Annotated in this window: 20 protein-coding genes; 9 read left to right on the forward strand and 11 right to left on the reverse strand. The window is 71.4% G+C overall.

The features are described 5' to 3' along the window. The first annotated feature begins 40 nt into the window (after positions 1 to 40). Positions 41 to 1,378: a cryptochrome/photolyase family protein gene (locus ABR571_RS00400; RefSeq protein WP_409451202.1), complete on the forward strand. Its 1,338-nt coding sequence runs from the start codon at positions 41 to 43 to the stop codon at positions 1,376 to 1,378. Here the strand turns inward: ABR571_RS00400 and ABR571_RS00405 are convergent. From ABR571_RS00405 to pdxH, 3 genes are all read right to left on the reverse strand, one after another. Further along, positions 1,371 to 2,267: an aldose 1-epimerase family protein gene (locus ABR571_RS00405; protein ID WP_409451203.1), complete on the reverse strand. Its 897-nt coding sequence runs from the start codon at positions 2,265 to 2,267 to the stop codon at positions 1,371 to 1,373. The genes ABR571_RS00400 and ABR571_RS00405 overlap by 8 nt on opposite strands. Positions 2,268 to 2,277: 10 nt before the next feature. Next, complete coding sequence (locus ABR571_RS00410) at positions 2,278 to 3,504, reverse strand: MFS transporter (protein WP_409451204.1); 1,227 nt, start codon at positions 3,502 to 3,504, stop codon at positions 2,278 to 2,280. 128 nt (positions 3,505 to 3,632) lie between these two features. Beyond that, positions 3,633 to 4,274 (reverse strand): pyridoxamine 5'-phosphate oxidase, encoded by a 642-nt coding sequence (gene pdxH, locus ABR571_RS00415; RefSeq protein WP_409451205.1) that lies wholly within the window; start codon positions 4,272 to 4,274, stop codon positions 3,633 to 3,635. 59 nt (positions 4,275 to 4,333) lie between these two features. Here pdxH and ABR571_RS00420 point away from each other — a divergent pair, with 59 nt between their 5' ends. Continuing rightward, positions 4,334 to 5,440: a citrate synthase 2 gene (locus ABR571_RS00420; protein ID WP_409451206.1), complete on the forward strand. Its 1,107-nt coding sequence runs from the start codon at positions 4,334 to 4,336 to the stop codon at positions 5,438 to 5,440. A gap of 86 nt (positions 5,441 to 5,526) precedes the next feature. Here ABR571_RS00420 and ABR571_RS00425 read toward each other — a convergent pair whose 3' ends face one another. Continuing rightward, the gene (locus ABR571_RS00425; protein WP_409451207.1) at positions 5,527 to 6,684 is read right to left on the reverse strand and encodes an alanine racemase; all 1,158 of its coding nucleotides are present in this window, start codon (positions 6,682 to 6,684) and stop codon (positions 5,527 to 5,529) included. A 23-nt stretch (positions 6,685 to 6,707) separates the two neighbouring features. Between ABR571_RS00425 and ABR571_RS00430 the strand changes: the two genes are divergently transcribed. The 5 genes from ABR571_RS00430 (at position 6,708) to ABR571_RS00450 (ending at position 13,349) form a co-directional block, all read left to right on the forward strand. After that, positions 6,708 to 8,006: a D-arabinono-1,4-lactone oxidase gene (locus ABR571_RS00430; RefSeq protein WP_409451208.1), complete on the forward strand. Its 1,299-nt coding sequence runs from the start codon at positions 6,708 to 6,710 to the stop codon at positions 8,004 to 8,006. A gap of 2 nt (positions 8,007 to 8,008) precedes the next feature. Then, complete coding sequence (locus ABR571_RS00435) at positions 8,009 to 8,347, forward strand: MmcQ/YjbR family DNA-binding protein (RefSeq protein WP_409451209.1); 339 nt, start codon at positions 8,009 to 8,011, stop codon at positions 8,345 to 8,347. A gap of 138 nt (positions 8,348 to 8,485) precedes the next feature. Continuing rightward, a complete protein-coding gene (gene sepH, locus ABR571_RS00440; RefSeq protein ID WP_409451210.1) occupies positions 8,486 to 9,610 on the forward strand; it encodes a septation protein SepH in 1,125 nt (374 codons plus the stop codon). A gap of 104 nt (positions 9,611 to 9,714) precedes the next feature. Then, a complete protein-coding gene (locus ABR571_RS00445) occupies positions 9,715 to 11,496 on the forward strand; it encodes an ABC transporter ATP-binding protein (protein ID WP_409451211.1) in 1,782 nt (593 codons plus the stop codon). Beyond that, positions 11,493 to 13,349, forward strand: a complete 1,857-nt coding sequence (locus tag ABR571_RS00450) for an ABC transporter ATP-binding protein (protein ID WP_409451212.1) — start codon at positions 11,493 to 11,495, stop codon at positions 13,347 to 13,349. The genes ABR571_RS00445 and ABR571_RS00450 overlap by 4 nt, the downstream gene beginning before the upstream one ends. Before the next feature lie 68 nt (positions 13,350 to 13,417). Here the strand turns inward: ABR571_RS00450 and ABR571_RS00455 are convergent, their stop codons facing one another. Next, positions 13,418 to 14,392: a YncE family protein gene (locus tag ABR571_RS00455; RefSeq protein WP_409451213.1), complete on the reverse strand. Its 975-nt coding sequence runs from the start codon at positions 14,390 to 14,392 to the stop codon at positions 13,418 to 13,420. 104 nt (positions 14,393 to 14,496) lie between these two features. Here ABR571_RS00455 and ABR571_RS00460 point away from each other — a divergent pair, with 104 nt between their 5' ends. Beyond that, positions 14,497 to 15,156 (forward strand): hypothetical protein, encoded by a 660-nt coding sequence (locus ABR571_RS00460; protein ID WP_409451214.1) that lies wholly within the window; start codon positions 14,497 to 14,499, stop codon positions 15,154 to 15,156. A gap of 72 nt (positions 15,157 to 15,228) precedes the next feature. Here the strand turns inward: ABR571_RS00460 and ABR571_RS00465 are convergent, their stop codons facing one another. The 5 genes from ABR571_RS00465 to ABR571_RS00485 form a co-directional block, all read right to left on the reverse strand. Continuing rightward, the gene (locus ABR571_RS00465) at positions 15,229 to 16,002 is read right to left on the reverse strand and encodes a TrmH family RNA methyltransferase (protein ID WP_409451215.1); all 774 of its coding nucleotides are present in this window, start codon (positions 16,000 to 16,002) and stop codon (positions 15,229 to 15,231) included. A gap of 4 nt (positions 16,003 to 16,006) precedes the next feature. Continuing rightward, on the reverse strand, positions 16,007 to 16,372 hold the full coding sequence (locus tag ABR571_RS00470; RefSeq protein ID WP_409451216.1) for a DUF1304 domain-containing protein: 366 nt from the start codon (positions 16,370 to 16,372) through the stop codon (positions 16,007 to 16,009). Between the two features lie 72 nt (positions 16,373 to 16,444). Then, the gene (locus ABR571_RS00475) at positions 16,445 to 17,689 is read right to left on the reverse strand and encodes an MFS transporter (RefSeq protein WP_409451217.1); all 1,245 of its coding nucleotides are present in this window, start codon (positions 17,687 to 17,689) and stop codon (positions 16,445 to 16,447) included. Between the two features lie 53 nt (positions 17,690 to 17,742). Further along, positions 17,743 to 18,183, reverse strand: a complete 441-nt coding sequence (locus ABR571_RS00480; RefSeq protein ID WP_409451218.1) for a MarR family winged helix-turn-helix transcriptional regulator — start codon at positions 18,181 to 18,183, stop codon at positions 17,743 to 17,745. Positions 18,184 to 18,198: 15 nt separating this feature from the next. Next, positions 18,199 to 20,160, reverse strand: coding sequence for an aminodeoxychorismate synthase component I (locus ABR571_RS00485; protein WP_409451219.1), 1,962 nt, complete (start codon positions 20,158 to 20,160; stop codon positions 18,199 to 18,201). Positions 20,161 to 20,178: 18 nt separating this feature from the next. Here ABR571_RS00485 and ABR571_RS00490 point away from each other — a divergent pair, with 18 nt between their 5' ends. Then, positions 20,179 to 20,406, forward strand: a complete 228-nt coding sequence (locus ABR571_RS00490; RefSeq protein ID WP_409451220.1) for a DUF2530 domain-containing protein — start codon at positions 20,179 to 20,181, stop codon at positions 20,404 to 20,406. On the opposite strand, the gene ABR571_RS00495 is transcribed toward ABR571_RS00490, so the two are convergent. Then, positions 20,403 to 21,119, reverse strand: coding sequence for a DUF3027 domain-containing protein (locus ABR571_RS00495; RefSeq protein WP_409451237.1), 717 nt, complete (start codon positions 21,117 to 21,119; stop codon positions 20,403 to 20,405). The two genes, ABR571_RS00490 and ABR571_RS00495, sit on opposite strands and share 4 nt — an antisense overlap. Between the last annotated feature and the right edge of the window lie 119 nt (positions 21,120 to 21,238).

Raw genomic sequence — 21,238 nt, forward strand, 5'->3', positions numbered from 1 at the left:
GCCCGCTTCACTTGGGAGAGTCACGGGCAGACTGCCGGACGTGACGTCCGTCCTCTGGTTCCGCCGCGATCTGCGACTCGCCGACCACCCCGCCCTGCACGAAGCGGCGAAGGTCGGCCCGGTGCTGGCGCTCTTCGTGCTCGACCCGGCACTGCTGGCGCCAGCGGGGGCGCCGCGCGTCGCCTTCCTCTACCGGACACTGCGCTCGCTGGACGCTGCCCTGCGCGAACACGGGGGCCGGTTGACCATCCGTTCCGGGGATCCGGCCACCGAGGTGCCGCGGTTGGCGCGCGAGGTCGACGCTGCGTCGGTCCACGTCACGGCCGACTTCAATCCTTACGGCCGCCGACGCGACGACGCCGTCGAGCGTGCGCTCGGCGGTGTCGCACTGGTGCGCACGAGCTCGCCCTACGCGGTCGCGCCCGGTCGGGTGACCAAGGGCGACGGTCAGCCGTTCAAGGTGTTCTCGCCGTTCCACCGGGTGTGGACGCAGCACGGGTGGCGGGCGCCGGCGGCCGACATCGCCGGCCAGGTCGACTGGCATCCCGGCGTGGACGGCGACGACATTCCGACCGACCCGCCACTGCCCGACGGGCTCGAGTTGCCCGAAGCGGGTGAGGCAGCCGCTCGGAGCGCGTGGGACGCGTACCGCCGCGGGGCGCTGACCCGGTATGCCGACGAGCGCAACCGCCCCGATCTCGACAGCACCTCACACATGTCCGTGCACCTCAAGTGGGGCGCCATCCATCCGCGGACATTGCTCGCGGACCTCGGGCCGGCCGACGAGGTCTTCCGCAAGGAGCTCGCCTGGCGCGACTTCTACGCCGCCGTCTTGTACGCGTGGCCGGACTCGGCCCGCCAGTACTTCCAACCGCAGCTGGCCAGGATGACCTACGCATCACCGACGTCGAAGGCGTTCGACGCATGGCGCGAAGGGCGCACGGGCTTTCCCATCGTCGACGCCGGCATGCGCCAGCTGATCGGGCAGGGCTGGATGCACAACCGGGTGCGGATGATCGTCGCGTCCTTCCTGGTCAAGGACCTGCACATCGAGTGGACGCACGGCGCCCGACATTTCATGCAGCACCTCGTCGACGCCGACCTGGCCAGCAACCAGCACGGCTGGCAGTGGACCGCCGGTACCGGCACCGACCCGTCGCCCTACTACCGGGTGTTCAACCCGATCACCCAGGGCACCAAGTTCGATCCGGCCGGTGACTACGTCCGCCGCTGGGTTGCGGAGCTGCGCGCGATCCCCGGCAAGGCCGTGCACGAACCGTGGACGCTCGACGAGCCGCCGGCGACCTATCCGGACCGCATCGTCGACCACGCGACGGAACGCCGGGTGTCACTCGAGCGCTATCAGCACGTCAGATAGGCACGATCCCCCAGCTGCCGGTCCAGGCGCCGTCCAGCTCGAGGACGATCAGCCCGGCGCCTGAGTTGAATGCGTCCGGCGCGCAGGTCATCGGCTCGATGGCCACGCCGGACTGTCCCGGCGTGAGGTTCTCGACGGTGAACACCTGCAGGAACTTGTAGGTCTCGTCGAACCACAGCCGCGCTCCGCCCGACGGTGTCTCGACCTCGGCCGCTCCCCGCCCGCCGTCGAGGCTGAGGCCGGTGAAGCCGTCGTCGAAGCGGGTGGTGCGCAGCCGCTTGCCGCGCCGCAGGTCGTGCTCGGTGTTGTCCACCGACCGGGCGCCGACCGGTACCTGCTTGTCGTCGGTGATCAGCCGTTCCCGGGCCGGCACCCGCACGGTGGTGTCGGCGAGCGCGTGACCGCGCGTCGACAGGTAGGGGTGCGAGCCGGCACCGAACGGCGCGCGGGTCCGGCCTAGATTGCGGGCGCCGAGCGTGACCGTCAGCCCGTGCTCGGCCGAGACGGCGAAGGTCGCCTCCACCCGCACCTCGAAGGGGTAGCCGGTCTGCGGCACGATGTCGTGGCGCAGGGTGACCCGGTCGGCGGTGTGCGAGACCTCGGTCCATCTGGCCCAGCGCGCGAGTCCGTGAATGGCGTTACCTGCTTTGGGCTCGGTCAGCGCGAGCTGCTGCGCGGTGCCCTCGAACGTGTAGCGACCGTCGCGGATGCGATTGGGCCACGGCAGCAACGTCGCGCCACACCCCTTCGGCGGCAGCCCGTGGACGTCGTAGGTGCAGGTGACGTCGACGCCGCCGGCGGTGAAGCGCTGCAATCCGGCGCCGACCTCGGTCACCGTCGCGCGATGGACCCCGGCTTCGATCGTGTACTCCCGCCCGCTGAACGTCATGGCGTTGACGCTAGGCCTCGGCGATCGCCACCGCGTGCGCGGTGCGGGTGTCGTAGCGCCAGAAGGGGCGGACGAGCACGCCGGCCACCGCGACGACCACCATGCAGGCGAGACCGCCGCCGACCCACGAGATGGTGGTGGTCGTCGCCGACGCGGTGGCACCGGCGCGCAGATCGCCCAGCCGCGGGCCGCCGGCGACGACCGCGATGAACACACCCTGCATGCGTCCGCGCATCTCGTCCGGAGCGTAGGTCTGCAGGATCGTCTGCCGGTAGACGGCACTGACGAGGTCGGCGGCGCCCGCCAGGGCCAGCAGGCCGACCACCAGCCACAGCTGGCGCGCCATTCCGGACAGAGCCACCGCGCCGCCCCAGCAGACGATCGCCACCACCAGCGCGACGCCCTGGCGGTGGACGCGGCCGATCCAGCCGCTGGTCAAGCCGGCGACGACCGAACCGATCGCGATCGCGGCGTAGAGCGGCCCGACCGCCCCGTGGAAGTGCGCGTCGGCCACCGCCGGGAACAGCGCGCGCGGCATCGCGAGCACCATCGCCGCGATGTCGACGAGGAACGACATGACCAGCACCGGGCTTGTCGCGATGAACCGCAACCCCTCGCCGACCGACCGCAGCCCGAGCTTCGGCGCGCTGCCGTCCGGCGCGATCGACGGCAGCCGGAAGGCCGAGTACAGCGCGGCCGTGAACAGCACGGCGTCCAGGGAGTACGCGTAGGCGAAGCCGTTGTGCCGGGTGACGAGGAAGCCGGCGAACAGCGGGCCGATCACCTGGCCGATGTTGCCGACGGTGAAGTTGAGGGTGTTCGCCGCCGGGACGAGTTCGGCGTCGACGATGCGCGGGATGATCGCGCCCCGCGCCGACGATGCGATCGCGAAGAACGCCGACTGGACGGACACCAGCGCCAGGATCAAACCGATGCTGTTGAGGCCGGCAAGCGTCTGGAACAGCAGCGCGAGCGTCACCGCCCACGTCCCCGTCGACGACCACATGTACAGCGTGCGGCGGTCCATTGCGTCGGCGATCGCGCCGCCGTAGAGACCGAAGACCACGATGGGCACCAGGCCGGCGAGTCCGACGAGGCCGACGTAGAGGGACGACTGCGAGATGGCGTAGATCTGCACCGGGACGGCGACCTGGGTGAGCATCGAGCCGACGAACGAGGTGCCCTGGCCGATCAGCAGCCGCTTGTAGGCCGGAATGGCGACCGGCCGGGTGTCCACCGCGTGCCGGCGCAGAAAGGTTCCCGCCCTCCCGACTTGTCCGCGCTTGGCCACGTCATCAGGTGGCGAAGCACGGACAACTTCGGGAACGGGGGCGCGGTCGACCTCTGGCGGCGGCGGTGTCTCCGTCACGGGGCGAGCCGCTCGCGGACCCACGCGTCGCCGACCGGCCGGTAGCGGATGCGGTCGTGCAGCCGGCCCGGGCGCCCCTGCCAGAACTCGACCTCGACGGGCGCCAGCCGGTAGCCACCCCAGTTCGGCGGGGCCGGGATGTCGCCAGTTGTGAACCGGGCCTCGACCGCGGCGGCGAGCTCGTCGAGCGCGGCCCGGGATGCCACCACGCGAGACTGGGGCGACGCCCAGGCGCCGAGCTGCGACTCGCGCGGCCGGCCGGCGAAGTAGGCCTCGGTGGCGGCCCGGTCGACCTTGCTCACGGGCCCGGTCAGCCGTACCTGCCGCTGATGCGCCAGCCAGACGAAGACGGCCGAGGCGCGCGGGTTCTCGCCCAGATCGCGGGCCTTGGCCGACTCGTAGTTCGTGTAGAAGACGATGCCGCGCTCGTCGATGCCTTTGGCCAGGACGGTCCGCACCGTGGGTTGCCCGTCCGCGCCCGCCGTGGCGAGCTGGATGGCGTTCGGCTCGAGCACGGCCGGATCGGCGGCGGCGGTGTCGAACCACAGCCGCAACTGGGCGACCCAGGTATCAGCGACATCAGCTTCGTCGAGGGTTCCGCGCGTGTACATCGCGCGCAGCCCGGCCGGATCCGTCATCCTCACAATCTTCGCACCTCCCTACAGTCGCCGGCCGGGCATATGAGCAGAATGGGCTCATGACTACCGACTACAGCCCCGGCCTGGAAGGCGTCATTGCGTTCGAGACCGAGATCGCCGAGCCGGACAAGGACGGCGGCGCCCTGCGCTACCGCGGCGTCGACATCGAGGACCTCGCCGGGCACGTCACCTTCGGCAACGTCTGGGCCCTGCTCGTGGACGGGAAGTTCGGCCCGGGTCTGCCCCCCGCTGAGCCGTTCCCGATCCCGGTGCACACCGGCGACGTGCGGGTCGACGTCCAGGCCGCGCTGGCCATGCTCTCCCCCGTCTGGGGCTACCGGGCGCTGCTCGACATCAGCGACGAAGAGGCCCGCGACCAACTGGCCCGCGCCGCGGTGATGGCGCTGTCCTACGCCGCGCAGTCGGCGCGCGGGCTGTCCAACCCGGCGGTGCCGCAGTCGCGCATCGACCAGTGCACGACGATCGTCGAGCGCTTCATGACCCGCTGGCGGGGCGAGCCCGACCCCGCACACGTCCGCGCCGTCGACGCTTACTTCGTCTCCGCCGCCGAGCACGGCATGAACGCCTCGACCTTCACCGCCCGCGTCATCGCCTCGACTGGCGCCGACGTCGCCGCCGCGATGTCCGGCGCGATCGGCGCGATGAGCGGCCCGCTGCACGGCGGCGCCCCGGCCCGTGTCCTGCCGATGGTCGAAGAGGTCGAGCGCACTGGCGACGCCCGCAAGGTCGTCACCGGCATCCTCGACCGGCACGAGCGGCTGATGGGCTTCGGGCACCGCGTGTATCGCGCGGAGGACCCCCGCGCCCGCGTGCTGCGCCGCACCTGCAAGGAGCTCGGCTCCAAGCGGTTCGAGGCAGCCGAGGCCCTCGAACAGGCCGCGCTGACCGAGCTGCGCGAGCGGCGCCCGGACCGGCCGATCGAGACCAACGTCGAGTTCTGGGCCGCGGTCATCCTCGACTTCGCCGAGGTGCCGCCGCACATGATGCCGGCGATGTTCACCTGCGCGCGCACGGCCGGCTGGTCGGCGCACATCATGGAGCAGAAGAAGACGGGACGGCTCGTCCGGCCGTCGGCCCGCTACATCGGCCCGGAGCCGCGCAAGCCCAGCGAGGTCGAGGGCTGGGGCGACATCGCCCACGACTGAGCCACCAGGACACCTTCCCGCCCGGTGTGGTTGGTTTTCGCACCGAAAATCAACTACAGCAGGCGGGAAGACAAGCGCCGGGCCGATCAGCCGAACGTCTTGCCCTCGCCGCGGTAGGTGGGCACTGACGCAACGACGGCACCGTCCTCGACGACGTGGACGGTGTCGAGCCGCTCGCCCAGCTCACCCGCCTTCGCGTGCCGGAACCAGACGCGGTCGCCGATCCTGAGGGGTTCGGCCGGCCGGCCCCGCACCGGCGTCTGGACCTCGCCGGCGCCCTCGGTGCCCAGCAGCTTCAGCCCGCGCAATGCCGGACTGGGCAGCCGGCTCTTGCCCGCCGGTCCGGACGCGATGTAGCCGCCGCCGAACAGCGTTGCGATACCGGGCGCCGGGCGGCGCACCACCGGCAACGCGAAGTACAGCGCCGGCCGCGGCTCGAACGCGCGGTACCGGTCGAACAGAGTGGGGACGAACAGGCCCGATCCGGCGGTGACTTCGGTGACGGACGGGTCGGCCGAGCTGGTCTCCAGGCTGCCGGTGCCGCCGGAGTTGACGATCTCGAGCGCGCCGACGACCTTCTCCACCGCCTCGACCACGGCACTGCGCCGCCGGGCCAGCTCGGCAGCCGACCGGCGCTTGACGAGGCGCACCGCGGGCGACGTGTCCTGCAGCCCGGCGATCTGCGCCTCGTAGAACATCACGCCGACGACGCGCAGACCGCTGTCACCGGCGATCTGCGCGAGCGCGGCCGCGTCAGCGGGCGTGCGCACCGGTGAGCGACGCACGCCGAGGTGCAGCCGGCCGATACGCAGCGACGCGTCCACGTCCAGGCAGACCCGCAGGGGAGCGTCGGCGGTGACCGACCGGATGACGCCGAGCTGCTCGGCGTCGTCGATCATCAGGGTGATCGACTCGACCAGCACCGGGTTGGCGGCCAACTCAGCGAGTGCCCCGCGGTCGGCGGTCGGGTAACCCATGAGGATGTCCCGGACGCCGCCGTCGGCCAGCCAGCAGGCCTCGCGCAGCGAGTAGGCCATGACGCCGCCGAAGCCGTCCTGCCCCAACGCCCGGTCGATCACCCAGCGGCAGCGGACCGACTTGGCCGCGACCCGGACCGGCTTGCCACCCGCCCGCCGGACGAGGTCGGCGGCGTTGGCGTCGAGCGCGGCCAGGTCCAGTGCGGCGAGCGGCGGATCGAGGTGGGCCGTCGCCGCCGTCAACGCGTCCAGATCAGCGGGGACCATGGCGGTCGAGCATAGTGTTCGGCATGAGCACGTGGACGAACTGGGCGGGAACGGCGAGTGCCGACGTCACCGTCGTTCATCCGGCCAGCATCGCCGAATTGACGCGGACGGTGGCCGGCGCCGCCGAGCGGGGCCAGCGGGTCAAGGCCATCGGAGCGGGGCACTCCTTCACCGACATCGGCGTCACGGACGGCATCCAGCTGCGCCTCGACCGGCTGGCCGGCATCGTCAAGGCCGACCGCGGCACCGGTCAGGTGACCGTGCTGGCCGGCACCCGGCTCCATGCCCTCAACGAAGCGCTCTGGCAGCTCGGCTTGTCGATGACCAACCTCGGTGACATCGACGTGCAGACCGTTTCCGGCGCGATCTCCACCGGAACCCACGGCACCGGCGCCAAGCTCGGCGGTATCGCCACCCAGGTCCGCGCGCTCGAGCTCGTCCTCGCCGACGGCTCACTGCTGCGCTGTTCGGCCGGGGAGCACCCGGACATCTTCGCCGCGGCTCGGGTCGGTCTGGGCGCGATCGGCGTGATCGCCACGGTGACCCTGCAGTGCGAGCCGGCCTACGCCCTCGCGGCCGCCGAGGCTCCCGGCTCGCTGGACGAGGTGCTGGACGAGCTCGACGACAACCTCCTCGGCAACGACCACTTCGAGTTCTACTGGTTCCCCCACACGCGGCGGGTACTGACGAAGCGCAACAACCGCGTCCTGCCCGGCACCGACCTGCGCCCGGTCGGCCGCCTCCGGCACTGGGTTGACGACGATCTGCTGTCCAACCGCCTCTTCGACCGGATCAACCGGCTGACCACCCGCCGTCCCGCGCTGATCCCCCGCGCGAACGCGATCGCCACGCGCCTGCTGAGCGCCCGCGACTACATCGACCGTTCGCACCGGGTCTTCGCCTCCGTCCGCACGGTGCGGTTCCGCGAGATGGAGTACGCGGTGCCGCGCGCCTCCGTGCCCCAGGTGTTGGCCGAGATCGAGCGCTATCTGGCCGACAGCGGCGAGCTGATCGGTTTTCCCGTCGAGGTCCGCTTCGCCGCCGCCGACGACATCTGGCTGTCCACCGCCTACGGCCGCGAGAGCGGCTACATCGCCGTGCACCAGTACCACCGGCGCGAGCACGAGCCGTACTTCCGCGCCGTCGAGGCGATCGCGATGGACGTCGGCGGTCGGCCGCACTGGGGCAAGCTGCACTATCGCGACGCCGCCACGTTGCGCACCGCCTACGAACACCACGACGACTTCGTCGCCCTGCGCGACAAGCTCGACCCGGAGCGCATGTTCGGCAACGAGTATCTGACTCGGGTGCTGGGCGGCTGACCGTGCCCGGGCTCGACGACGTCCGCCGGATCGTGGCGCCGCTGCCCCGCGCGTATGAGGCGATCGTCCGCGACTACGTCAAGTTCCGGGTCGGACGCCTGGTCTTCGCCTCCGTCTCGCCGGACGAGACACTGCTCGGCTTCGGCTACCCGAAGGACGCGCGGGAGTCGCTCGTCGCCTCCGACCCCCAGACGTTCCTGATGCCGGTGAAGTCGGACCTGCGTTACAACTGGGTGCGGCTGCGGCTGGACCGCGTCGACCCGGACGAGCTCGCCGAACTCCTGGTCGACGCGTGGCGGATGTGCGTCTCCAAGAAGGTCGCCGCCGAATACAGTGGCTGACCGGGAACCGGCGGCGTGTGCTGCCCGGAATCCCGGAGGTGCGCGCCTAGTCTCGCGAGTGAGCATCGTAGGGAGCGACGCGAGCGAGGAGCCGAGCGAGCCCTGTGATGAGCGCTCGCGCGAAGAACGGGAGATCCAGTGCGCCAGCTGCGTTTCGTGATGGTGACCGAGGACGGCGACCAGCTCCTGCTGGAGACGATGGATGGCTCCGAGCGGTTCGTGGTCACTGTCGACGCCGCCCTGCGCGACGCCACGGACACCGACCTGCCCCGCTCGGTCGAGCACGCCACCGCCGAGGATCCGATTCCTGCCCCGAAGCCGATCCCCCCACCGGTGGCCGCGACGCTCGCGCCCCCTGAGCGGCATCCCGCGCACGCCGCCCACGAACCGGCCGACCAGCCCCAACCGACACCGGCGCCGGCAGTCGCCGCGACCGGCGGCATCACCGGCGCGGCGCCCATCAGCCCGCGCGAGATCCAGATCCGGGTCCGCGCCGGCGAGTCACCCGAGCAGGTCGCCGATGCGTACGGCATGTCGCTCGAGCGGGTGATGCGTTTCGCGGCGCCGGTCGTGGACGAGCGCCTACGCATCGCCGACGAGGCCCGGCGCGCCCGCGCCCGGCGCAGCGGCGGTCCCGAGGGCAGCGAGGGCAAACTCGTCCAGTTCGGCGAGACGGTCGACGCCCGGTTCCGGGCCTACGGAATCGACGCCGAAACGATCGCCTGGAACTCGCGCCGCCGCGATGACGGCGAATGGCTCGTCGTGGCCGACTGGCTCGGTGGCGACGGCAACCACAGCGCCGAATGGCTGTTCTCGCGGACCGGCCGGTCGGTGACACCGCTCGACGACACCGCGGCGGACCTGCTCAGTGACCGGCCCATCCGTCCGGTCGCGCCACCGGAGCCGACGCGCCCCTCCCTCGTGTCGGCGCCGGCGCTCGCCCCGGGGATCGTCGCGTTCCCGCCGATGCCCGATGCCCACACCGGGCCGGTTCCGCAGCTGGAAGAGGTCTTCGACCAAGAAGCACCGCCCGAGGGCCCGCGCCAGGTCCCGCCGCTGGTTCCGGCCGCCTCGGCGATGCACTTCGATGCTCCGCCGCTTCCGCTCGGGATCACCGATCCGCCCGGGCGCCCTGGCGTCGGTGCACTGCGCAACCTCGGCGTCACCCGCCGCGACGAGTCCGACGAGGAACGGGCGGCCCGGGCCCGCGTCCCGTCCTGGGACGACATCATGCTGGGCGTGCGCCGCAAGGACATCGACTGACCCGTCCGGCCGCCTTGCGTTGAAGTGCGGTTGAGGTCCTAACGTCCTGGCGTGCCTGAAACTGAGTCGCACCCTGTCGGTAGAGCAACGTACCGTCGACGGACGTGACGACGCCCGTGCATACCGAGGCGGTGGCCGGGCAGCAGAGCACCCTGGCCACCTTGCTCCGGCTGCGCCGTTGGGCCCGTCCGCACCGGGGCGCGATCGTGTTCATGTTCGCCGCGGCCACCGGCGCTATGCTCGCCCAGTCGCTCGTCCCGCTCGTGATCGGGCGGGTCGTCGACGGCCCGATCCGCCATCGCGACACCGCGGGGCTGTGGCCGCTGAGCGGTTTGGCCCTGCTGCTCGGCATCGCCGAGGCCGGTCTGTTCTTCGCCCGCCGGCGGGCGATGGCCGTCGCCGCGCTCGGGGTCGAGACCGATCTGCGCCGGGACCTGTTCGCTCACCTGCAGCGGTTGCCCGTCGCATTCCACGACCGCTGGCCGTCCGGTCAGCTGCTGTCGCGACTTACCACCGACCTGTCGACGCTGCGCCGGTTCATCGGTCTGGCCGCGGTCTTCCTCTTCGCCAGTTCGCTCACCATCTGCGTCGTCCTGGTGCTGCTGATCCACATCCAGGTCTGGCTCGGCCTGATCGTGCTCGTCTCGATGGTGCCGCTGGTCGTCACCACCCGTCGGTTCGAGCTGCGCTACAGCCAGGACGCCCGCCGCGCGCAGGACCTCACCGGGGACCTCGCGACGTCGGTCGAGGAGTCGGCGCAGGGCATCCGGGTCATCAAGTCCTTCGGCCGCCGCGCCTACATGCTCACCCGCTTCCGGGCCGACGCCGAGCGGCTGCGCGGGGCCGAGCTGACCAAGATCCGCACCCTCGGCATCTTCTGGGCGATGCTCGAGGGCCTGCCGCAGGTGATCCTGGCCCTGGTGACCGTGGGAGGCGTCTACGCCACCGCGCACGGCGCCATCTCGGTCGGCCAGCTCGTGGCGTTCGTCGCCCTGTTCCTAACGCTGATCTGGCCGATCATCATGCTCGGCTGGCTGCTGGCGTTGACGGAAGAGGCCGGCAGTGCGTGCCGACGGATCTTCGAGGTGCTCGACACCGAGCCGACGATCGTCGACCCGCTCGAACCGGTCGTGGCCGAGTCCGGCACGACGCTGGTCTTCGAGGACGTGCGCTTCCGCTTCGCCGACTCCGACGTGGACGTCCTGCGCGGGGTCGACCTCGAACTGCGGGCCGGCGAGACGATGGCGCTGGTGGGCGGCGTCGGCTCGGGCAAGACGACGCTCACGGCGCTGGTGCCGCGCCTGTACGACGTCACCGGGGGACGGGTGCTGATCGGCGGGGTGGACGTGCGCGACCTGCGCCTCGACCAACTCCGGCACGCCGTCACCACCGCGTTCGAGGACGCCACGCTGTTCTCGGCCAGCGTGCACGAGAACCTCACTCTCGGTCGAGCCGGCATCACCGACGACGACGTCCACGAGGCGATCGGCGTCGCCCAGGCCGACTTCGTCTACGACCTGCCCTTCGGACTCGACACCCGGATCGGTGAGCAGGGGTTGTCGCTGTCCGGCGGCCAGCGGCAGCGCCTGGCGCTGGCCCGGGCCGTGCTCGGGCGCCCACGCGTCCTTGTCCTCGACGACCCGCTGTCCGCGCTGGATGTGCACACCGAGTCGCAGGTCGAACAGGCGCTGCGCCGCGTGCTCGCCGGCACCACCGCGCTCGTGGTCGCCCACCGCCCGTCGACCGTCATGCTGGCCGACCGGGTGGCGCTGCTGGCCGACGGCCGAGTCGCCGCGGTCGGCACCCACCGCGAGCTGCTCGACACCGTGCCGGCCTACCGCATGCTGCTCAGCCAGTCGTCCGAGCTCGAGGGGGTGACGACATGACCGACGTCGTCGACAGCGGGACGGAGACGAGCTGGCAGGGACGCCTGACCGCCGAGGAGAAGGCCAAGGCCGACGCGCGAGAGGCGATCGCCCGCGGCATCAAGCTGCGCACGCAGGGCCGCCGGCTGCTCGGCGAACTCGTCCGCCCGTACAAGCGGCGCATCGTCGGTGTGCTGCTGATCGTGCTGGTGCAGGTGGCGGCCACGATGGCCGCGCCATGGCTCGTCGGCGTCGCGATCGACAACTCGCTGCCGGCGGCGAGGCACGGGCGCTACACGTCGCTGCTGGTGGTGGGCGCGCTGCTGCTCATCGCGGCGCTGTTGTCCGGTGGGCTGCGGTCGGTGTTCGTGATGCGCAGCGGGGCCATCGGGCAGGACATCCTGTACGACCTGCGCCGTCGCGGCTTCGACCACATGCAGGCGTTGTCGGTCGCCTTCCACGAGCGGTTCACGTCCGGCAAGGTGATCTCCCGCCTGACCTCGGACGTCGACACGCTGACCGAGCTGCTCGACAGCGGCCTCGACGGGCTGCTCACGGCCCTGTTCAACAGCACCGCCATCGCGGTGCTGCTCCTCGTGCTCGACCCCCCGCTGGCCGCGATCGCCCTCGGCTCGCTCATCCCGTTGTGGCTGCTGTACCGCTGGTTCTCCCCGCGGGCGGCCGCCGCTTTCGGGCGCACCCGCGAGACCGTCGCGACCATGATCGTGAACATCGTCGAGTCGTTCAACGGCATCCGCGCTGTGCAGGCGTTCCGGCGCGAGAAGCGCAACGACGCGATCTTCGCCGACCTCAACGACCGGTATCGCGAGGCCAACCGCGAGACGTTCAACCTGCAGGCGTACTTCATTCCGGGCACCGCACTCATCGGCAACATCGCGACGGTCGCGGTGCTGCTCGTCGGGGGTTACCGCGTCGCCAACGGCGGACTGGAACTCGGCGTCCTCACGTCGTTCCTTCTGTACCTGCGCCAGTTCTACGACCCGATGCAGGACATCGGCGTCTTCTACAACTCGCTGCAGTCGGCCACCGCCGCGCTCGAGAAGATCGCGACAGTCCTCGCCGAGCCACCCGGCGTGCCCGAGCCCATCTCGCCCACCGCGCTGACCAGCCCGGTGCGCGGACGGGTGTCGCTCGACCGGGTCACCTTCGCCTACCGCGCCGACCGGCCGGTGCTGCCCGAGCTGTCCCTCGACATACCGGCCGGCCAGACGGTGGCCTTGGTGGGGGCCACCGGAGCGGGCAAGACGACCATCGCCAAGCTCATCTCACGCTTCTACGACCCGACCACCGGGACGGTGCGGCTGGACGGCGTCGACCTGCGCGACATCGCCGACCCCGAACTGCGCAACGCCGTCGTGATGATCACCCAGGACGGCTTCCTGTTCTCCGGCTCGGTGGCCGACAACATCGGCTTCGGGCGGCTCGACGCGACCCGTGACGAGATCGTCGCGGCGGCCGCGGCGGTGGGCGCCCACGAGTTCATCAGCCGCCTGCCCGAGGGTTACGACACCGACGTGCGCAAGCGCGGCGGGCGGCTCTCGGCCGGGCAGCGGCAGCTGGTCGCCTTCGCTCGCGCCTTCCTCGCCGACCCGGCCGTGCTGATCCTCGACGAGGCGACCTCCTCGCTCGACGTGCCGACCGAGCGCGCGGTGCAGCGTGCCCTGCGCACCGTGCTCGCCGAGCGGACGGCGCTGATCATCGCGCACCGCTTGTCGACCGTCGAGATCGCGGATCGCGTCCTCGTCCTCGCCGACGGCCGGGTGATCGAGGACGGCACGCCCGATGCGCTGGTCGAAGCCGGCGACGGGCACTTCGCCGCGCTGCACTCGTCGTGGCGCGACTCCCTCGTCTGACCCGCGCCGTCTCTCGGTGATCAGACCGTTTGTGTCGAATAGCGACCAGAATCGTCTGTTGATCACCCTCAGCGGGAGATCCGCTGCACCGTTCCCACAGCGGTGCCGGTGATCCAGAGCACGTCGCTGCCCCGCGAGACGGCTACCGAATTGGGCTGCCGCACGGTCGGGTACGACGCGATCACCCGCGGTCGGTCGGTCCGGACGTCGATGCCGACCACCTGGTTGCGGGCGGTCAGCGTCACCCACAGCGTCCCGGTGGTGGCGTCCATCGCCATGCCGTACGGCGTTCCGGGCAGCGCCAACCGACCGGCCATGCGGAGCGGGGCGATCGTGAACAGCAGCAGCGCATTGCCTCGCGTGTCGACGACGGCCACTCGATTCGGGTCGACCAGCTGGTCGTGGGTCGGCCCGTCGCCGGCCGCGGCCACGGCCGTCCGTTTCAGCGTCGTCAAGTCGTAGCTGCTGATCGTGAACGCGCCCACATCGACGACGAGCGCGCGGGACTGATCGCCGATCACGCCGCCCGGCTGCTTCAGGCCGGAGATCGTTGCCCGCACCCGTCCGTCCCGGATGATCGAGATCGATTTGCCGAACTCGTCGCCCACCACGACGTCGCCGACCGCGGCGGCGCTCGCATCGTGGGGTTGCCGCAGCACGGCGGTCGTGCGCGTCGGCCCGCCGGTCAACGACACCTCGAGCAGCTGGTTGACGCTCTCGACCGGGACGAGCACGGGGCCACCCGGGCCGGCCAGTTGCAGGTGCCGCACCGATCCGGGCAGGTCAACGGTGCGGCGGACGACGAGGGTGTCCGGGCTGAGCAGCAGCAGCCGGTCGGGATTGCGCACGGCCACCGCCACCGTGTCGGTGCTCCGGTCGTATACGACGCCTTCCGGACCGTCGCCCACCAACACCGACTGACCGGCGGCCGGGCCCAGCATCCTCGGCGCCGTGGCCGGTTCGGCCGCGCCCGGGGCGTGACCTGCGCCTGAGCAGCCGGCCAGCGCCAGAACGACCAGCGCGACAGCAGCGATTCGCTTCATGACCTGTGTTCGTCGCGCGAGGCGGCGAAGGATCCCGTCGCGAAGTGGAACCGAGCGGCGCCCGGTCACGAACTGTCAGTGACCAACACTTCCAGGAGGATGCAATGCGCGTAACCACCAAGCTTCTGACGGGCGTCACCGCCCTTGGCCTGGCGGCCACCACCATGACCGCCTGCAGCAGCAACGCCAAGAAACCGGTCGGCCAGTTCAAGACGCTCACCGGCAACACCACGACCGTCGTGCTCGACCCCGCTTTCGTCGCTGCCCTCGGCACGCTGAAGTTGACGCCGGGCACGTTCGGCACAGCCAAGATCCAGTCGACCGGCGGCAACACCGACGCCGTCTTCCCGATCACCGGCGGCAACGCCAAGATCTACAAGAAGGGCGACGTCACCCCCTACGTTCAGGGCGAGGTCGATCACGCGGGCAGCGGGCTGACGCTGGCATCCGGCGGCACCACGGTGACGATCAAGGACTTCGTCATCCACCCCGGCAACAACTCGAACCTCACCGGCGAGGTCGACGTGACGGCCGGCGGCAAGACCACCGTGGCCGCGAAGAGCCTCAAGTTGTTCGATCTCGATGGCAACACGCTGCAGACGCCGACCATCAGCTCGGACGGTGTGGCCACCCTGCAGGGCACCACGATCTACCTGTCGGCCGAGGCCGCGAAGGCGCTCAACGGCGTCTTCAAGACCAACGCGCTGGCCGGCGGCCAGAAGGTCAAGATCGGTACCGCGATCATCAAGGCGACCGGCAAGTAGTCGACGCCGCACCGCTCGCGACGGCCGCGCAGCTCGCCAGAGCTGCGCGGCCGTTCGGCGTTCGGCGAGCGTCTAGGCGAGATGGGCGAAGGCCACGGCGGCCGCCGTCGCCACGTTGAGTGAGTCAACGCCGTCGGCCATCGGGATTCGCACCCGGAGGTCGGCGGCGGCGAGCGCGTCGACGGACAGCCCTGGCCCTTCGGCGCCGAGCAGGACGGCCCAGCGCTCGGGCACGGCGACATCGCGCAGGGCGACCGCGGTCGGATCCGGGGTCAGGGCCAGCACGGTGAACTCTCGCACCACGTCGAGCGCCGCCGGCCACGGGTCGGGCAGCACCGCGAACGGCACCCGCAGCACGTGCCCCATCGAGACGCGCACGCTGCGGCGGTACAGCGGGTCGGCGCACCGCGCGTCCAGCAACACCGCCTCGATGCCGAACGCCGCGGCGTTGCGGAACAGTGCACCGAGGTTCTCGAAGTCGTTCAGCCCCTCCAGGACGGCGACGCGCCGCGCGGAGCGCACGAGGTCGGCGGCGTCGAGCGGAGCCGGCCGGTCGGCCGAGGCCAACACCCCACGCGTCACCCGGAAGCCGACGACATCGGACAGCAGCCACTTGTCGACGCTGTACAGCGGCACCTGCAATGGCTCCAGCACCGGGCGCAGCGCGGCGATCCGAGCCGGCACGCCGACCACCGCCCGCATCGAATAGGGCGAGGCCGCGAGCCGCTGCACGACGTTCACGCCCTCGGCGATGACGATGCCACGCCGGTCGGGCCGGACGTCGGCGTCCATCAGGTTGCGGAAGTCGTCCAGTCGCGGGTCGGCCGGGTCGGACACCACCTGCATCTGGTCAGGAGCCCCCGAGCAGCACGAGGACGAGCGCGATCACGGCCGGCGCACCCTGCACCAGCAGGATCCGCTTGGAGACAGTCAGCCCTCCGAAGATCGCGGCCACGACCACGCACGCGAGGAAGAACACCTTGAACTGGAATGCCGCGGTCTCGTGCGTGACCAGCCCCCATACGAGGCCGGCCGCCAAGAAGCCGTTGTAGAGCCCCTGGTTCTTGGCCAGCGTGGCGCTCTGCTCCGCCTGCTCGGCGGTGGTGCCGAAGGCCGCCCGTCCCCGTGGGGTCGTCCACAGGACCATCTCGAGAAACATGATGTAGACGTGCTCGAGCGCGACGATCGCAACGAAGATCTCGCCCGCGGTCTTCATTCCGTGCCTTGGCGTTGCCTCGTCGGACGGGTCACGCGAGCACGGTAGCGGTCCGGCCGCGCGACCGCTCGGTCAAGCCGCGGCACGGACGCGAGTGGTGACCAGCTCGGCCACGTCGGCAGCGTGCATGCCCCGATGACGGGCCAGTACCACGGCCAGACCCAGAGCGCTGAGCAGGCAGACGACGCCGCCCCCGATGAGCCCCCAACGCGGGCCGGCGGCTCCGGCCAGCCAGCCGATGATCGGCGCGCCGAACGGCGTCCCACCCATGAAGCACACGAGGTAGAGCGCCATCACGCGACCCCGCATCGTCGGCGCGACGCCGAGTTGGACATTGGCATTGGCGGCGGTGGTCACTGAGAGCATCGCCAGGCCGGTGGGGACGAGGGCGACGGCGGTCCAGGCGAAGTCGGGCATCAGCCCGGTGGCGATCTCGCCGACGCTGAACGCGGCGGCCGCGCCCAGCAGGAAGAGCGACGACGGGCGCTTGGTCCGGCGGGTGGCCAACACGGCGCCGCAGAACGCACCGACGGCCAGCGCAGTGGACAGCAGGCCGTAGCCGCTGGCGCCGCGGTGGAAGACCTGCTTGGCCATCAGCGCGCAGGTGATCGCGAAGTTGAGGCCGAACGTCCCGAACACGAAGATCAGCACCATCGTCATGACGAGGTCGCGCCGGGCCCGCACGTAGCGGAATCCCTCACGCAGCTGCCCGCGCGCCCGGGCAAGGGGCGGTGACGGGAAGAGTTCGGCGGGGCGCATCATCGCCAGTCCGACCAGCACCGCGACGCTGGAGGCGGCGTTCGTCACGAACGCCCAGCCGGTGCCGACAGCGGTGATCATCACGCCGGCGACGGCCGGACCGAGGATGCGCCCGGTGTTGAAGATGGCCGAGTTGATGCCGACGGCGTTGGTGAGCTCGTCGCGGCCGACCATCTCGACGACGAACGACTGCCGCACGGGTGTGTCGAGCGCGGTGATGACGCCGAGAACCGTGGCGAGCGCCAGCACGTGCCAGTACTGCACCACTCCGGTGATGTCGAGGAGGCCGAGCAGCAGGGCGACCACTCCGAGCGCCGACTGGGTGACGAGCAGCATCCGGCGCTTGTTCAGCCGGTCGGCGAGCACGCCGCCCCACAGGCCGAACAAGAGTGACGGGCCGAACTGCAGCGCCGTCACCACACCCAGCGCGGTGCCGGAGTTGGTGAGTTCGAGGACCAGCCAGTCCTGCGCCACTCGCTGCATCCAGGTGCCCGTCAGCGAGACCAGCTGCCCGCTGGCGTAGAGCCGGTAGTTGCGCACGCGCAACGACCGGAACATGCCAGTGCGTTTACGCTCGAGCGGGACTGTCGTTGCTGCGGTGTCGAGTTCAGTCACTTTTGTTCGGCCAGCTTGTCGAGGATGGGGACGACTTGCTGGATGAGAGCGCGCTCCTCGGCAGTCAGGGTGGCGAGCCGGCGGGTCAGCCAGGCGTCGCGGGAGCGGCGTTCGGAGTCGAGCAGGGCCGTGCCGGCGTCGGTGATGCCGATGATGGCCTGACGGCGATCGGTCGGGTGCACTTCACGGCGCACCAGGCCGCGCTCCTCGAGATTGGCCAGCACCTTGGTCATCGACGGCGGCTGCACGCGTTCGCAGTTGGCGAGCTCGCCGGCGCTCATCGGACCGTGCTTGCGCAGGGTGGCCATGGCCGAGAGCTGGGTGAGCGTGACGGACATGTCGACGCGCTGGTTGCGGACGATGCGGGTAAGCCGGAGCAGAGCCGGCCTCAACAGGGAGGCGAGCTCGGCAATCGTGGTCCGGTTCGCCGTCGTCATCACTAGTTAGTCTAGCTAACGAACGACCGGATCGCCACCGAGTAGGGCGTCGGCGAAGCGGCCGATCAGCTCGTGGGCGCGGGGCAGCGCGGAACCGTCCACCGCGCGGATCGGCACGGCTCCGCTCAGGCTCGAGGTCCAGAAGGCCGGACGAGCGGCCAGCTCGGCGAGATCGAAACCGCGCAACACCGTCGGCCGCCCTTCGTCGCGCGCAAGATCCAGAAGTGCCCGCCGGGTGACGCCCGGCAACAGGTCGTCGCGCAACGGAGGGGTGACCAACGTGCCGTCCGGCTCGACGAGGAAGACGTTGCCGCGGTCGGTCTCGAGCACGGTGCCGTCCGCGCCGACGAACAGCGCGTCCGCCGCGGCTGCGGCCCAGGTGCGGTCGGCCCACTTGTGCCGCCACAGTCCGGGCGGCCGGCGGACGCCGGCGAACTCGCCGGGACCGGGGGCGCCACGAGCAGGGGCCGCGGTGACCTCCGCCTGCAGATCCGGCCGCACGAGCACCCGCAGGACGGCGCGGCCGCTGGGTATCGACCTGGCGGCATTCCGGACGCGGGCGGCCAGGTCGCCGGGCAGGCCGCAACCGAACAGCTCGCGGCACGACCGGTCGAGCCGGGCCAGGTGGTCGGGCAGCCGGACCGCGACGCCGTCGCGTCCGAGCACGGTCTCGAGCAGCCCGCCCGCAAGCAGGTTCCGGTCGGCTCGGGCGGGTGGCTCCTCGAGCTCGCGAACGGCCTCGGCCGCGGCCAGCAACGGCGCCGCCTTGTGCCCGCACTCCTGCCACTCGAGCATCGGCACGCTGTCGGCGGTGATGCCGCCGCCGACGCCGAGCTCGATCCGGCCGTCGGCGATCTCGAAGGTCCGGATCGCGACGCTGAACTCCGCACCCCAGAGCGGACTGCTGAAGCCGACCGCTCCCGTATAGGTGCCGCGGCGCGCCGACTCGAGCTCGGCGATCGCCGCCACCGCCCGCAGCTTCGGGGCGCCGGTGACTGAGCCGGGCGGAAACGCGGCGCGCAGCAGGTCGGCGTCGGTGACGTCGGGCCGTAGCTGCGCCTCGACCGAGGAGACGAGGTGCCACACGCCGGGATGCGGCCGGACGTCGAGCAGCGCCGATGCGCGCACTGTGCCGATGTCCGCCACCCGGCCCAGGTCGTTGCGGACGAGATCGACGATCATGACGTTCTCGGCCACGTCCTTCGCCGACCGGCGCAGCGCGGCGGCATTCCCGGCCGTGTCCGGACCGCCGCGGGGGACGGTGCCCTTGATCGGCGAGCTGAGCACGCGGCGGCCGCGGCGGCGGAGGAACAGTTCCGGGCTCAGGCTGACCACGGCGGGGTTCCCGGACAGGTACGCCCCGTAGCCCGGTTGCAGCCGGCCGGCCGCCGCGGCGAAGAGGGCGGCCGGGCTGCCGGCGAACGCCGCGCCGAGCCGGGTGCAGACATTCACCTGGTAGAGCTCACCGGCGCGGATCAGCTCGACCGCCCGCTCGACGGCGGCCAGGTGGACGGCCGCGGGCGGACCGGTGAAGGTGCCGGTCGTCCACGGACCGCCGGAACCGTCCGACGCCAAGGCCGCGCGCCAGGCCGCCTCGCGTTCGGTGAGCGCCGCCTCCCGTCCGTCGCTCGCGAGGAACTCGAAGCGCCATCGGCCGGCGACGAGTCGGACGACGTGATCATGGAACGCGAGGGCCGACGGACCGTCGTACGCGAGCCGGCCGAACCAACCACCGCCCACCAATGACCCGGCGCTGGCCGAGACCTGTGGAAGATCGTCGAGGGCCGCGAGCGCATCGATGCCGGCGGCGAGTTCGACGACGGGATGCGACGTCAGCATCGGTGACCCGTCGGCCCATTCGCCGAACAATGCCACCAGGCCGGGCCAGTCGGACACACGGCGCAGCAGGTCCGGCGCCGACGGACCGGGGCCGAGATCGACGCACTCGGCCCGGTAGCGGCCGCCGGTCAACGTCATCGCAGTACGCTTCGGCGCGTGCCCGACCTCGTGACCCCGCCAGCCGTGCAGATCAACGCGCGCCGGATCGTGGCGGTCGGCACCCTCATCTGGTTCGTGGCGTTCGTCGCGCTGCTGCCGTTCTGGAAGTGGCTGGGCGAGCACGGCCACCGCATCTGGCTGTGGACGTGCCTGGCCGGCTGGGTACTCGGCCTGCTCGGTCTGGCCGTCATGGTGCGCCACCGACGGGCCGGGCGCACGATCTAGTCCGCGCTGATCTCTTCACCGTCGTCGTAGACGAGTTCGGCCGGTTCGGCGACCGCGCTGGTCTCGACGGCGACCTGCGAGTGGGCCCCGCAGCCGTACTCGACGCTGACGACCTGCCCGTCGCTGTCGGTGATCTCGTTGCCGCAGACCCCGAACGCGGCCTGGAGCGACCCGGCGAGCGGCAGGTAGAAGCCGCAGGTTCCGCAGTGCGCGGGTGCGTTGCGCGCCATCGGGGTCTCCGGCCCGCGGTCGCTCTCGTGCCACCGCTCCGCGGCCAGCAGCCGGCCCTCGCGGGACAGCACACGCTCGCGCCCCAGGCCGAGTTCGAAGGCGACGGCCTCGACCGCCGGGTCGTCGGACAGGACGTAACCGGGCACGAGCCGCGGGTCGCCTGGTGGCGGCGGAGGCAGCAGGTCACCAGGGCTGAGGTCACCCGGGCGCACCCGTTCCTCCCACGGCACCCACGGCGGCGGGCGCAGTGCGCCGTCGCCCGGGAGCAGGACGACCTCGTCGACGGTGACCGTCTTGCTGCGCGACACGCGGGCGACGGTGACCGCCCAGTACCAGCCGACGTAACCGGGCAGGGTGGCGGCGAACGCGTGGGTGGCGACCCGATCGACCTCGGGCTCGGCCCGGACACCGAGGTGCTCGCCCACCGAGTCGCCGCCGACGTCGACGGCGGCGGCCCGCGCGACCTCGACGGCCGCCGCCAGGACGGCGTCGGGCGTGGACCGCGGTTCGGCGGTGGCGACGCTGCTGCTGGGCTCGGGGGCGTCTGGAGTCGTCACGCCTGCATTGTCTCATCGCGGCGTCGACGTCCGGTCGTCCCGGT

The sequence above is a fragment of the Jatrophihabitans sp. genome, from assembly GCF_046262535.1.
Taxonomy (GTDB): Bacteria; Actinomycetota; Actinomycetes; order Mycobacteriales; family Jatrophihabitantaceae; genus Jatrophihabitans.